At 62.6% G+C, this 12,929-nt stretch carries 13 protein-coding genes and 1 pseudogene; 8 read left to right on the forward strand and 6 right to left on the reverse strand.

The genetic code is table 11. The features are described from left to right. Position 1: 1 nt before the first annotated feature. The 3 genes from LB536_RS14105 to LB536_RS14115 all read right to left on the reverse strand — a co-directional run bounded on the left by LB536_RS14105 (position 2) and on the right by LB536_RS14115 (position 2,477). Positions 2–1,102, reverse strand: coding sequence for a KamA family radical SAM protein (locus tag LB536_RS14105; RefSeq protein WP_224593399.1), 1,101 nt, complete (start codon positions 1,100–1,102; stop codon positions 2–4). 284 nt (positions 1,103–1,386) lie between these two features. Further along, the gene (locus LB536_RS14110; protein WP_224593401.1) at positions 1,387–2,283 is read right to left on the reverse strand and encodes an NmrA family NAD(P)-binding protein; all 897 of its coding nucleotides are present in this window, start codon (positions 2,281–2,283) and stop codon (positions 1,387–1,389) included. Next, the gene (locus LB536_RS14115; protein ID WP_140759654.1) at positions 2,280–2,477 is read right to left on the reverse strand and encodes a DUF1127 domain-containing protein; all 198 of its coding nucleotides are present in this window, start codon (positions 2,475–2,477) and stop codon (positions 2,280–2,282) included. The genes LB536_RS14110 and LB536_RS14115 overlap by 4 nt, the downstream gene beginning before the upstream one ends. A gap of 216 nt (positions 2,478–2,693) precedes the next feature. Here LB536_RS14115 and LB536_RS14120 point away from each other — a divergent pair, with 216 nt between their 5' ends. After that, the gene (locus LB536_RS14120) at positions 2,694–3,623 is read left to right on the forward strand and encodes a transcriptional regulator GcvA (RefSeq protein WP_224593403.1); all 930 of its coding nucleotides are present in this window, start codon (positions 2,694–2,696) and stop codon (positions 3,621–3,623) included. A 61-nt stretch (positions 3,624–3,684) separates the two neighbouring features. Here LB536_RS14120 and LB536_RS14125 read toward each other — a convergent pair whose 3' ends face one another. Beyond that, a complete protein-coding gene (locus LB536_RS14125; protein WP_224593525.1) occupies positions 3,685–4,137 on the reverse strand; it encodes a winged helix-turn-helix transcriptional regulator in 453 nt (150 codons plus the stop codon). Positions 4,138–4,249: 112 nt separating this feature from the next. Here LB536_RS14125 and LB536_RS14130 point away from each other — a divergent pair, with 112 nt between their 5' ends. Together LB536_RS14130 and LB536_RS14135 are read left to right on the forward strand one after the other, a co-directional pair. After that, on the forward strand, positions 4,250–4,546 hold the full coding sequence (locus LB536_RS14130) for a YciI family protein (RefSeq protein WP_027144273.1): 297 nt from the start codon (positions 4,250–4,252) through the stop codon (positions 4,544–4,546). Between the two features lie 50 nt (positions 4,547–4,596). Then, the gene (locus LB536_RS14135; protein WP_224593405.1) at positions 4,597–5,412 is read left to right on the forward strand and encodes an oxidoreductase; all 816 of its coding nucleotides are present in this window, start codon (positions 4,597–4,599) and stop codon (positions 5,410–5,412) included. Positions 5,413–5,589: 177 nt separating this feature from the next. On the opposite strand, the gene LB536_RS14140 is transcribed toward LB536_RS14135, so the two are convergent. Next, positions 5,590–5,802: a tautomerase family protein gene (locus tag LB536_RS14140; RefSeq protein ID WP_224593406.1), complete on the reverse strand. Its 213-nt coding sequence runs from the start codon at positions 5,800–5,802 to the stop codon at positions 5,590–5,592. Here LB536_RS14140 and LB536_RS14145 point away from each other — a divergent pair. From LB536_RS14145 to LB536_RS14160, 4 genes and pseudogenes are all read left to right on the forward strand, one after another. Next, a pseudogene (locus LB536_RS14145) lies at positions 5,789–5,941 on the forward strand (LysR substrate-binding domain-containing protein); the annotation flags it as partial. The gene LB536_RS14140 and the pseudogene LB536_RS14145 sit on opposite strands and share 14 nt — an antisense overlap. Before the next feature lie 155 nt (positions 5,942–6,096). After that, entirely contained in the window at positions 6,097–7,755 is a 1,659-nt protein-coding gene (locus tag LB536_RS14150) for an acyl-CoA synthetase (RefSeq protein ID WP_224593408.1), read from the forward strand. A 743-nt stretch (positions 7,756–8,498) separates the two neighbouring features. Then, positions 8,499–9,653: a glycosyltransferase family 9 protein gene (locus tag LB536_RS14155; protein ID WP_224593409.1), complete on the forward strand. Its 1,155-nt coding sequence runs from the start codon at positions 8,499–8,501 to the stop codon at positions 9,651–9,653. After that, positions 9,650–10,573, forward strand: coding sequence for a glycosyltransferase family 8 protein (locus LB536_RS14160; protein ID WP_181178661.1), 924 nt, complete (start codon positions 9,650–9,652; stop codon positions 10,571–10,573). The genes LB536_RS14155 and LB536_RS14160 overlap by 4 nt, the downstream gene beginning before the upstream one ends. Positions 10,574–10,878: 305 nt before the next feature. Here the strand turns inward: LB536_RS14160 and LB536_RS14165 are convergent, their stop codons facing one another. Beyond that, positions 10,879–11,769 carry a LysR family transcriptional regulator gene (locus tag LB536_RS14165; RefSeq protein ID WP_224593411.1) on the reverse strand — a complete coding sequence of 297 codons (891 nt, stop codon included), beginning with the start codon at positions 11,767–11,769 and terminating at the stop codon, positions 10,879–10,881. 176 nt (positions 11,770–11,945) lie between these two features. Between LB536_RS14165 and LB536_RS14170 the strand changes: the two genes are divergently transcribed. Continuing rightward, the gene (locus LB536_RS14170; protein ID WP_224593413.1) at positions 11,946–12,881 is read left to right on the forward strand and encodes a DMT family transporter; all 936 of its coding nucleotides are present in this window, start codon (positions 11,946–11,948) and stop codon (positions 12,879–12,881) included. The last annotated feature ends 48 nt before the right edge of the window (positions 12,882–12,929 follow it).

Raw genomic sequence — 12,929 nt, forward strand, 5'->3', positions numbered from 1 at the left:
CCTATTCGCCAACTATCTCCCGATAGGTCCTCACCTGCCCGTCCAGCCCGCGTATCCGCCAGCTCTGCCCGTCCTGTCCCTCGACATGGCATGGTCCGAGCGGCACCTTCCCTCCCCCTTCCGGCAGCTCCAGCACATAGACCGGATTGCAGATGCCCGACAGGCTGGACCGCAGCGCTTCGGCCAGCGCCTGGCCTTGCGCGATGGTCGTGCGGCGATGCGCCATGCCGCGCGCGAGGTCGCCATGGTGCAGGTAATAAGGTTTTATCCCCAGCCGGTACATCAGCTCGCGGCACAGTTCTTCCAGCACCTCGACCGTGTCGTTGACGCCTTTCAGCAGAACGCTCTGGTTGAGCAGCACGAAGCCCGCCTGCCGCAAGGCGCGGCAAGCTGCTTCGGTGGCATCGGTGATCTCGCGCGCGTGGTTGAAGTGGGTGACCACCGTCACCATCAGCCGGCCCTGTAGCGCCGCGACCAGCCCTTGCGTGATGCGCGACGGCAGCGCCACCGGCACACGCGTGTGGATGCGCAAGAGCCGCACATGGGGGATAGTCTCGATGCGGGCGCGGATTTCGGCGAGCGCTGCGTCGGGCAGCGACAGCGGATCGCCGCCGGTCAGGATCACCTCGCGGATTTCGGGATGATCCGCGATATAGGCTAGCGCCGGCTCCAGCGCCTCGCGCGTATAGCCCCGGCCGATCGATGTCAGCGATTCCTTGCGGAAGCAGAACCGGCAATAGATCGCGCATTGATAGGTCGGGAACAGAAGCACCCGGTCGGCATGGCGATGCGTCAATCGCGGCACCGGGCTGAATTCGTGATCGGCGATCGGATCGCCAAGCTCGCCCTCCGCCTCCTCCAGTTCCCCAGGCGACGGGATCACCTGCGCCCGGATCGGATCGGCCGGATCGTTCCAGTCGATCAGGTCGAGATAGCTTTTTGGCGCGCGCACCTTGTGCAGCGTGGCGGCGGCTTGCGCGGCTTCGCGCTCGGCCGGCGAGAGTGGCAAGGAGGCGAGGTCGCGCACATGGCGCACGCCTGCGCGGACATCGTCCTGCCAGGCGGTGTCGGCGGCGCGGGTTGCATCTTTGAGGTTTGGCATTGGCAGGTCTCGGGCTGTTCGCCCGGACCTATCGGCCGGATGGGCTGTCGGGTCAACCATCACAGGAGGCCAACGACATCCGCCGCGCCCTATGGCGCCCCTCTGTCCTGCCGGACATCTCCCCCTCAAGGGGGGAGATTGGATGTTGCGACGGCCTTCGAAAATCTTCAAGGTTACAAGGGGAACGCCGGCGCCCGAGCTGCCAATCTCCTCACTTGAGGGGGAGATGTCCGGCAGGACAGAGGGCGGTATCGTAGAGTGCCAGCCTCTGCCAAGAACCCTAATCACAACCTCCGCCCACCCGCGCCCGCCATCGCCACAAAAGCGCTCTCAATGCTTTCAAACCTCAGCTCCGGATAAAGCGTCCCGACTTCCGGCCTGGCGGTCTCGAGCGCGGTCTCGCCGCGGATCCAGAATGCCCGCAGCAATCCCAAGCCGGGAACCGCCGCGATCAGAGCCTCAAGCTCATCGGCGCTCATCTGCTTGACGCGCGGCGAGCGGCCGCTCACTTGCCGCCACAGGTCGATCATCGCGCTCTGCGTGATCTTGTTCTGCGCGATGCGAATTTCGCTGCGAACGGCGTTGGGATCCTCCAGCGCGCGCAAGGTGACCGCCGCGATATCCTGCTCGCTGACAAACGTCGCCGGAACACTGCCGTCGCCATAGAGCGTCACCTCGTCCGGCGGCAGCGGCGACGAACCGAAGCGCGTCAGGTCGCCCAGCGTCGCCACCCAGGTCGAGAAGAAGCCGTTGGTGTAGATCACGGTATAAGGCAGGTCGGCCTCCCGGACCGCGTCGAAGACGGCCCGCTTGATGTCGAGCGGTTCGATCGAGCCGCGTGCCGCTGCGGCAAAGTCGAGGCCAAAGCCGGTCGACGGCACATAGCGGGAGACGCGGGCATCCCTGACGGCGCGCACCAGCGTCATCTCGTTGGCCGACCCGACATGCACCGAGCTGATGACGCGATCGACGTTGCCGACGGCGCGAACGAGGCTGTCATAATCGTCGAGATCGCCGACATGCACCGTGGCGCCCAATTCCATCAGAGGGCGCATCCGCGCTTCATTGACTGATGTGGCCGGCCGGACGAGGACGTGCAGGCTGTCGCCATTGCGGGCGCTGGCCTTCGCCATCTCGCTGCCGAGAAGCCCGGTCGCGCCGATGATCAATGTGCTGGTCATATCGTCCTCCCGTTGCCCAGAATTCCTTTAGCAAGAATGGAGCCGTCCCAGTCGCGTTCGAGGCCGATGTCATGCAAACGGCGATCGGAAAGCCGGGAGATCTGGCGCAGCGTGCGGCGGCGCTCGAACGCTGCCGCGCTTCGCAGGGCAAGGCCGCTCATCGCGGCGCCGATGGGTCGAAGGGTCAAGCTCATAATCCGTCTCCTGTGTCTCACTGGGCGCGAGCCTGCCGATGTCGCCCGAGCGGGGCGAGCATGACGATTGCTCACACTTGTCTGGTCAATTCAGCGCATCGATGAACCGAAAGCCCGGTATGGATGCTTGGTACGCCTGAATATTGGGCCGTTATGGGCTGGACGACAAACGACTCTTTGTGCAGGATTTGTGAGCAACGCTCACAGATCGAACCCATGCCGCGCAGATTGCCGCCCCTCACCGCTTTGCCCGCCTTCGACGCGGCGGCCAGGCATCTGAGTTTCTCCAAGGCCGCGGAGGAGCTCAACGTCACCCATGGCGCCGTCAGCCGGGCCATCCGCAACATCGAGGACAGGCTGGGCATCCAGCTCTTCGATCGCGGCACACGCTCCGTGCGCCTCACCGCTGTCGGCGCGGCCTATGCGGCGGAGGTCGGCAAGGCGCTCGACCAGATCGCCGCCGCCACCATCGCCGCAACGCCCGACCGCTCGACGCGCATCCTCAACGTCAGCACGTCGGACGGCTTCGCCGGCCGCTGGCTGGTGCCGAGGCTGCATCGCTTTCATCGCGCCAATCCCGACATCGACGTGCGGCTGGCGACCTCGGGCGTGCTGGCCGATTTCGTCAGCGACGGTATCGACATATCCATCCGCTACGGGCGCGGCGGCTATAGCGGAGTGACGGCGGAATTCCTCGCCGACGAGGAGGTCTTCCCTGTCTGCAGCCCGGAGCTCCTGCAAGGCGAGCATCCGTTGCGCCTACCCGAGGATTTGAGGCATCACAAGCTGATCCACGATGCCTTTCGCATCGACTGGGCGACATGGCTTGAACAGGCCGGCGTCGAAGGCATCGACCCCAAACGCGGCGTGCGCTTCGATTCCGCCACCTTCGCCGTCGAGGCCGCCGTACACGGCGAAGGCGTGCTGCTCGGCCGCAGCGCGCTGGTCTCGGCCGACCTCGCGGCCGGGCGGCTGGTCAGGCCCTTCGACCTCGCGCTGAAATCAGCGGCCAGCTACTACGTCGTCTATCCCGAAGGCGCGCTGCGCCAGAAAAAGGTCAGGGCCTTCCGTGACTGGCTGTTCGCCGAGATCGCGACCGACTGGGCGGGCGAAGAAGAGCGGGTGATGCGGCGAACGCCCACCTAAATTCCCCCTCCGGTCGGGCGAGATATCGCCGTCCGCTCCAGAGCGGAGGCTGCGCAACCAGTCAGCCCGACGGGTCGTCAGGCAGCTTGGGCATCACGATCTGGATGGGACGGCTGCCGATCGGCGCTCCGGTCCCGCGATCGATGCTGACCGGGTCGATTTCGGTTCCTGTCTCGGCGTCGAAGAACCGGGTGAAATTGCCACCGCCGCGGTGCTTTGCCCCCCAAGCGGCGAGCGAAAACAGCACGGGAAGCAAATCCTGACCGGCCTGGGTCAACACATATTCATCGCGTGGCGGCCGCTCTGAATATCGCCGTTTCTCCAGCAGTCCTTCTTCCGTCAGGGCTGCCAGCCGGCTGGTCAGCATCGTAGGGGCGATGCCGAGGTTCTTGCGAAATTCGTCGAAACGGCTGAGCCCCGCATGGGCGTCGCGCATGATCAGCATGCTCCACGTGTCGCCCACCGAGCCGAGGCTGCGAGCGATCAAACAGGGCTGATTGGAAAGATTCTTCACGTCGATACCATTTTGATAGTGACTTACTACTAATTTGATAGTATCAGATCCCGCGAGGCCGTTCCACCGAAAAGTGAGGTGACGGCCGGTCATCGCGCCGCTGGAGTCCCAAATGAAATTCTATCTGTGCAAGTACATCCCGCCCCGTGCCGACTTTCTCGCGACCATGACCGGCGACGAGCGGGAATGGATGAAGCAGCACGGTGCCTTTCTAGACGAGTTGCTCGACCGCGGACTGATCGTCGCCCATGGTCCGGTGATGGATCCAGGCGGCGGCTATGGCCTGTCGCTCTACCGGATCGCCGACGACCAGGACATCCAGGCGATAACCTCGCAAGACCCCATCGTGAGGAATGGCGCCGGCCATTACGAACATCACCCCATGCTTCATCTGAGCGTACGCGGCTGACAAGTCCGTCAGCACAGGCGCCATCATCATGCATCTCGAAGGATATTGAAATGAACACCAAAAATCGCGGCGTCGTCGTCGTCACTGGGGCAGCGGGTGGCATCGGCCTTGCGACCGCCAAGGCCCTTCTGTCGGCAGGCTACCGCGTCTTCGGCACGAGCCGGAAAGCCGCAACCGGGTCGCAAGCCGGGATCACCATGCTGAGCTGCGATGTAACCGATGCGGAGTCCGTCGCACGCATGGTGTCGGAGGTCATAAGTCAGGCCGGGCGCATAGACCTGCTCGTCAACAATGCTGGCAATGCCCTGATCGCGGGTGCGGAAGAATCGTCCGTCGAACAGGCAAAAGCCCTTTTCGACGTCAACGTCTTCGGCCTCATCCGTGTCACAAACGAGGTGCTGCCGATCATGCGGCGCCAGGGCAGCGGCCGCATCATCAACATCAGCTCGGTCGTCGGCTTCGTCCCCAGTCCGTTCAGCGCGCTCTATACATCCACGAAACATGCAGTCGAGGGTTATTCCGAATCACTGGATCATGAGGTCCGCCCCTTCGGCATTCGCGTCCTGCTGGTCGAACCCGCGTTCACCCGCACGGCTCTCGACCACAATGCGACGAAGCCGGACAGGATGATGAGTATCTATGATCAGGCGCGGGCAACGGCAACCGCAGTCTGGAACCATGCCATCGAAGCCGGCGATGCTCCCGAGATCGTCGGCCAGGCGGTCGTCACCGCAGCCACTGCGACATCGCCGAGGCTGCGTTATCCCGCCAGCAAGCAGGCGCGCCGCCTGTACCTGCTGCGACGGTTTGTTCCCGCGAACGCGTTCGACAAAAGCCTTCGAAAACAGATGAACCTGCCGGCGTGACAAAAGCGCGTAGCCACTGTTCGTCGGCCAGTTCTGAAACGCCAGGCTGAAGCGAGACAGGTGGACAGAAGAGCTGCCCACCCGGCCCACGCCGCTAATACATGTCGCCCCGCGGACAGAGTGAACCGTGGGGTGCGTGGCGACCAGTCGTCATATGACGGGTATCCCGTTTGTGGCCTATTCCTTGGCGCGAAAAGCTTCCAGCACGACGAACACCTCGTCGGCGCGGCCATAGCCGCCGTCGGCAACTTCCTCCACCAGCACAATCGTGTAGGGCCGCACGCCTTCGCCGAAAAAGTCGACGAACATGGCTGTCGTGCGATGGATGAGGTCTTCCTTCTGCGCCTTGGAGAGGGCCGCCTGCGGCATCTTGATGTTGGCGAATGGCACGCTGGTCGAGGTGCTGGCCGAGTACCCGCCCTCGCCGACACCACTGTCGGCGCTCTACCCACAGAACCGCCAGCTCTCGCCGCGCCTGCGCGTCTTTCTCGACTGGGCGGCACGCATCTTCGCCGAGGCGAACCTGTAAGAGCCATTCCAGGAAAACTATGTAGCGGTTTTCCGCCCGGAATTGCGTCAACACCGGGGAACAGGCACTCGCCGTTGCCCATCGGCGCCATCTGGTGTCAATGTCGCCGCGACAGCGCGCCATGGGGAGATGGCGCACCGCCAGGGAGGATTTTCATGACCACGACACAGACCGGCCTGCCGCGCTATGACGATGCCGTTGCGGGCTTTCGTATCGAGGATGAGGTTGCCAGACTGCAGGGCGACCCTGCGACCGGCATCAACGCCTATGTCGAATGCTGCGGCCGGCACACTGGCGCGAACCGCCTGGCGCTGCGCGCCATCTCGGCCGGCGGCCAACTCAGCGAATTCACCTTCGACGATCTCGACGACATGTCCGGCCGTGTCGGCAATCTGCTGAAGGGGCTGGGCGTCGGTCCCGGCGATGTCGTGTCCGGCATGCTGCCGCGCATTCCCGAACTGGTGGCGCTGATCCTCGGCGCCTGGCGCATCGGCGCCGTCTACCAGCCGCTGTTCACCGCCTTCGGCCCGAAGGCCATCGAGCATCGCCTCGGCTACAGCGCGGCTAAGCTGGTGGTGACCAATCCCGCCAATCGCGGCAAGCTCGACGAGGTCGAAAACCCTCCGCGAATCGCCACCATCCTCGGTGCGGGCGAGGCCCTGCCCCCGGGCGACATCGATTTCCGCGCCGCCCTTGCCGCCGCCTCCCCCGACTGCGATCCGGTGATGCGCAAGGGCGAAGACCTGTTCATGATGATGTCGACCTCGGGCACCACCGGCCTGCCCAAGGGCGTGCCGGTGCCGCTCAGCGCGCTCATGGCCTTCGGCACCTATATGCGCGACGCGATCGGCCTGCGCGCCGACGACGTCTTCTGGAACATCGCCGATCCGGGCTGGGCCTACGGCCTCTATTACGCCATCACGGGGCCCCTGCTGCTCGGTATCGCCACCACCTTCAACGAGGGCGCCTTCACCGCCAGGAGCACCTATGACGTCATCGAGCGGCTCGGCGTCACCAGCCTAGCCGGCTCGCCCACAGCCTTCCGCCTGCTGCTCGCCGAAGGTCCCGATGCCGCCGCGCGTGTAAAAGGCCGGCTGCGCGTGGTGAGCAGCGCCGGCGAGCCGCTCAACCCGGAAGTGATCCGCTGGTTCGACGCCCATCTCGCCGCCCCCATCCACGACCACTACGGCCAGACCGAGAACGGCATGATGGTCAACAACCACCATGGCCTCGCGCATCCCGTGCGCGCGGGCTCCGCCGGCTTCGCCATGCCGGGCTACCGCATGGTGGTACTGGACGAGGCCGGCAACGAGCTTGGCCCCAACCAGCCCGGTATCCTCGCCGTCGACATCGCCAATTCGCCGCTGCGCTGGTTCGCCGGCTACCACCAGGCGGAGACACCGGCCATTTCAGGCGGCTACTACCGCACCGGCGACACGGTGGAATACGAGCCGGACGGCTCGGTGTCCTTCATCGGCCGCGCCGACGACGTCATCACCTCATCCGGCTACCGCATCGGCCCCTTCGACGTCGAAAGCGCGCTGATCGAACACCCTGCGGTCACCGAGGCGGCGGTGGTCGGCGTACCTGACCCGCAGCGCACCGAGATCGTCAAGGCCTTCGTCATCCTGGCCCCCGCCTACCAAGGCAGCCCGGAGCTCGCCGAGGAACTGGCGCAACATGTCAAAAAACGCCTCTCAGCCCACGCCTATCCGCGCGAGATCGACTTCGTGACGGAGCTGCCGAAGACACCGAGCGGCAAGATCCAGCGGTTTCTGCTGCGCAAGGCCGAGGTGGAGAAGAGGAAGGGGTGAAGGGCTGGCGCGCGGATTGGAGTCCGTTGCGCCCGAAGTGCAGACCCTTGGCGAAGTCATGTGATGCTTTGAGTCGGACCGCGAGCAGATCGGCAGTTCTTCGAGTATCTGGCCCGATCGGGGCCAATCCGCCAACAGGCCAAAACTAGATGGCCGTAAACGGCCCTGAGGGTGCTGAACCGACCTTCGTCTAAAAGCGATGGCCCGCGAGGGAAGATTGCCAAATCGGCCTTTTGGCACGCTCGACATAGAGCGGTTCGAGTGCGCCTGTTCGCCCGTAGATGGAATAGGGCGGCGCCCAACCATCGGTCGTCGGATAGTCGTGACGTCCGCAGGAACTCAGCCCCATTATGCGGCCGCTTCGTCAAATGTGATGCAAACTCCACTATTTCGAAGGCCGATGTCCAGCTGATCGCAACGCTGCGCCTAAGTTGAGCAGCACCCTGGCCCAAGATCAGTCCGCGGCTTGGATCGAGACGTGACCTCCTAACGTCGCCACATAGGCTCGGGGGTGGAATCATGTATTGGCCGATATTCGTACGGTGGCGCCAGCCGGTTGCCAGTGCCATCGACTTCGCTGCCCATCCTTTCCAGGAACAGATGGGGCGTAATACACCATGGGGTACTTTACTAAACGCAGCGATGGTCAGGTCACATACCGAAGTTGGGAAGCGGAAAAACACTCAAACTCCCGACAACTGAGGATCCTTGCTCTCAAGCTAGATCATGTAGGCGACTTCTGGATGGCGATGGGCCCATTGAAAGAATTGCGCCGGCGGTTTTCTCACGCCCACATCACGCTTGTCGTCGGAAGCTGGAATATCGAGACCGCGAAGGAGTTCCGCCTCGCCGACGACTACATTGCTTTCGATTTCTTCTCTCGCAATCCGTCGCTCGACAAAGGGCGTGAGGAAGCTGCCAGCATCAAACCTTTGCTGCTTGGCGAATTTGACCTCGCCATAGATATGCGGGTTCCTGATGAAACAAGGCCAGTCTTGCTCGCAGTTCCGGCAAGACATCGGGCGGCGATCGTGGACCAATACCGCGTGGATGGCATCGACATTGCGATCGCGCCATTCAATTTGAAGTTACGCAGAAACGTCTTCTACAAGTTCGCCCAGAGGATAGGAATTGCTGACAGAATACCTCGGAGGTTCTTTGATTGGTTCACTGATCGCAATCAAGTGCGCCTTCAGCATGTAACAGAAATACTTTCCTTTCTGGTGGCAAAGGCCGCCGCCTATTTCGACAACGAGAACGATGCGCACAATCACCAGAATGCGGCGACAAAAGGAGCCCCTGTTGTAGTGGCTCCCTTCTCGAACTCCAACCTGCGGGATTGGCCCATTGAGTATTTTGGGCAACTCGTGGCTGCGCTCGCTGAGCGTAGCGAAGTAGTCGTCATCGGCCGGAGCGAAAGTCAGGCAGCGCTCGAGAACGTCGTGAAAATCGCCAATGATCTTGGGGCCGCCTTGGTTAGCACTGCCGTCGACCTCCCGGAGCTAGAGTTCAATCAACTCATAAAGTCGGCATCGTTGGTTGTTTCGAACAACTCGGGCACAGGGCACGTCGCCGCTCAACTTGGCCGCCCAACTGTAGGCATTTTCACCGCATCACACCTGCCGGAAATTTGGGGGTTCCAAGGCCCGCTGGTTAGCATGCTTATGAGCTCGATCGAATGCCGTGGATGCGGTTTGGATCAAGTTCGCAGATGCCCGATCGGGGTCCGCTGCAAATTCGACATCAAACCGGATCGTGTGTTTGCAGAAATAAGCTCGATGATGAACCACGTGAGGGGAAAAGTTGCCGACGCGGTGCCTTTGGCCGTGAGTACTGCGGCGATCTATCCACTGCAGATGGGTCTAGCTGGCCGCATTCTGGAAGGGGCACCGTTATGATAATCGTTACTGCAAGCGACGATAATTTTGTTCCCGGGCTTTTTGTACTCGTCTATTCAGCTTGGCTGCATAATCGTACGGCGAAATTCTTCGTCATCGATGCAGGGATAGGGCTCGCCAGCGCGGCAGAATTTCGTCGCTTTTGTGAAAGAAATGGAATTGATTGTGAGCTGGTCCAAGCAGACTGCGACCGGATTTCTAATCTGCCCACGAGAGGAAAACTGACGGCTGCTGCATATGCCCGGCTTCTCATTCCCGAGATCTTGCCCGACTGCGACAAGGCCATCTACCTGGATGCGGATACGCTCGTGGTGTCAGATCTCCGCGACCTCTGGTCGGTGGACTTGGGCGACAATTTGGTCGCCGGCGTGGTCGACGGTTTCGTGGAGCAGGAAGAGCTTGATGACGTAGGCTTGGTTCGGGACGAATACATCAACTCGGGCGTTTTGGCTATCAACCTCGACGCATGGCGCAGGGAAGGCATTGCGGATAGGATCTTTGCAAAAGCCAAGGAAACCGTAAGCTCGCGGTACCTGGACCAGACGGTCTTAAATTCGGTATCGCGCGGGCGAGTTCATTACCTGGCCAGGGAATGGAACTTCTTTTCAGAGCGGTACGTCCAGAGCGAACGGCGGCTTCCCAAGGTGATCCACTATGCTGGATCGGCTAAGCCCTGGCGCTACAAGCGCGTCCCTTTTGCGGAGGTTTTCAATTCCTATAGAATCATGTCGGGATCGAATGTTCCTGCGGCGACGGCGGCTACAAAATCCGTCCGTGCCCGGAAGATTATCCTTGGCCTCATCGGATTGAGAAGGAAATATTGGTCCTCCCTGCTGGCAAGTGTCTACTACCGCCGTCGCTTTACCAAGCCACACCTGCGAAGGTTGGAAGAGATCCGTCAAGGAGGCGCTTCGGCGTAGGCTCCACTGATCCTGGACCCATAAGTGGCGCAATATTCTCGCGGCGGTACCGGCCCTTTACCAGGTCCGCGGCTGGCGGGTGCGCCGTCGCTGCCGGCATACCGGCTCCTGGCGCGATCTCGATCTCCGGTGCTTGTCGCGCCAGAAATGTCCGCTTTCGGGCGACGGCGAAATTGAATCCTAGATGGGGCGCGAAGCAGACGCCCGGCATTGGTCGCCTCAAGAACGAAAAGAACGAGACTTCGTTGCCCGTCAGAGCGGCCTAAGCCGGCGTTCACAGTATGTCCGGCGGCAGCCTCTCGCACTCACACCGCGATCTGCAGCGTCCCGTGGCGCCGCACCTCGGCCTCTATCTCCCGCACCAGCGTCTCCAGCGCGGGGTTGCGGGGGTTGCGGGCGCGGCGGATGACGTAGGCCAGGTCGGGAGGCTTGGGGAACTGCTTGTCGACGATCTCCATGCCAGGCTGCAGATGCCGCTGGCTGAGCAGCGCGACGCCGAGCCCGGAGGTCACGCCGGCGATGATGCCGGCCGCGCTCGAACATTCGAACACGATCTCGAACACCGTTCCCTCGTCCTGGCCGAGATCGAGGCCCCAACGGCGATAGAAGCAGTTGTCGTCGAAGGACAGGAACGGGACCGGGTCTCCTTTCGCCAGGATCAGTTCGGGCGACTTCACCCAATGCAGGCTCTCGCGGAAGAGCAGGATGTCGGTGGGCCGGACCTCGTGCTGGAACACCTGGATGATGGCCGCGTCGAGCGCCCCCTCGCCCAGCAGCTTCTGCAAGGCAAGGCTCATGCGCACTTGCGTGCGCACACTCACTTCGGGATGGAGCCGGCGAAACCGCCCAAGAATGCGCGACAGGTCCGTGCAGGTCGTATCCTCGGTCATCCCCAACGCGATCTTGCCTTGCAGCGTGCTTTTCGACAGGCTCAGGATCGCCTCGTCATGGATGCCCAGGATGCGCCTGGCATAGCCCAGCAGATCCTGCCCTGAACTGGTGAACATCGGCGCATTGGCCTTGCGGCTGAGGATTTCGCAGTCGAGGCTCGCTTCCAGCCGCCTGATCTTGTGGCTGACGGCCGACTGCGACAGGCCCAGCACCTCGGCCGCACGGGTGACGCCGCCATGTTTCTCGATCGCCACCATCGCCCGCAAGGCATCGACATCCAGGCGTCGGCTCATCACTCCAGCCATGACAATCCTCGTTTGAAACGAAAGCGGCGCTCCAGTTCCTGGCGCGCAACCGGTTTTCGCGCAAATGAATATGCCAGATTTCGTGGCAATTTCATGGATGCATCGAAATTTGTCATGTGCAAACGCGTGCGTGCCGCCATAAGTCCGCCCCGGCACCCATTCAACGTAGAGACCGCATGACGCTCCCGAAACATCAGCCCCTGCTCTGGCCGCTCATGGCGGCCGCGCTTGTCGTTAGTTGGAGTTCCGGCTTCGTCGGCATCCGCTACGCCAGCGAGAGCGCCAATGTCATGCTGGTCCTGTTCTGGCGGACCCTGATGTCGGGATTGGTCCTTCTGCCCTTCGCGCTCATGGTCGGGCCGCGCATCGGCGCACGCGCCCTGATACAGCAGATTGCGTTCGGCGTGGCGATGATGTTCCTCTATCTCGGCGGCTTCGCGCTCGCCATCGGCCAGCGCGTGCCGACCGGCCTCGTCGCCCTGATCTCGGACCTCGTCCCCCTCGCCATCGCGGCACTTTCGCAGCCCATACTGGGTCACCGGCTGACATCGAGGCAATGGACCGGAACGGCGCTCGGTGTGCTCGGTGTGCTGATCGTCTCGCTGAACAGCCTCAGCCTCGGAACGGCGCCGGCCTGGGCATATATTGTGACCATCGCCTCCATGATGGTCTTTGCCCTGGCGACCGTGCTGCAGAAGCGGATGGGGACGATCGACATGCCCATCCACCAGAGCCTGTGCATCCAATGCCTGACGGCGGCGATGCTTTTTGCCGCCTGCGCCGGCTGGAATGGCGGGCTGATGCCGCCCCTCGATGGCCGGTTCGAGTGCGGCATCGCGTGGCTGGTGCTGTTTTCGACCTTCTTCTGCTACGGCGTCTATTATGTGAGCCTGCGGCTCTACAGCGCCGCCCAGGTCAGCAGCGTGATCTATCTCAGCCCACCGGTGACGATGCTCTGGGCCTGGCTGCTCTTCGGCGAGCCGCTTTCATCGGCGATGGTTCTCGGCCTTGCGGTGACGCTGTTCGGCGTCTGGCTGACGTCGTCGCGCGGCACCGCATCGAAGGCAGGTCCGAGCCCGGTCGGGCAGCCCGCCGGGCAACCGGCCGATTGATCGTGATCCCGCACCAAACCAACCATCCAACCCAAGGGAATGAACCCG

The sequence above is a fragment of the Mesorhizobium sp. ES1-3 genome, assembly GCF_020164795.1.
In the GTDB taxonomy this organism is placed as follows: Bacteria; Pseudomonadota; Alphaproteobacteria; order Rhizobiales; family Rhizobiaceae; genus Mesorhizobium.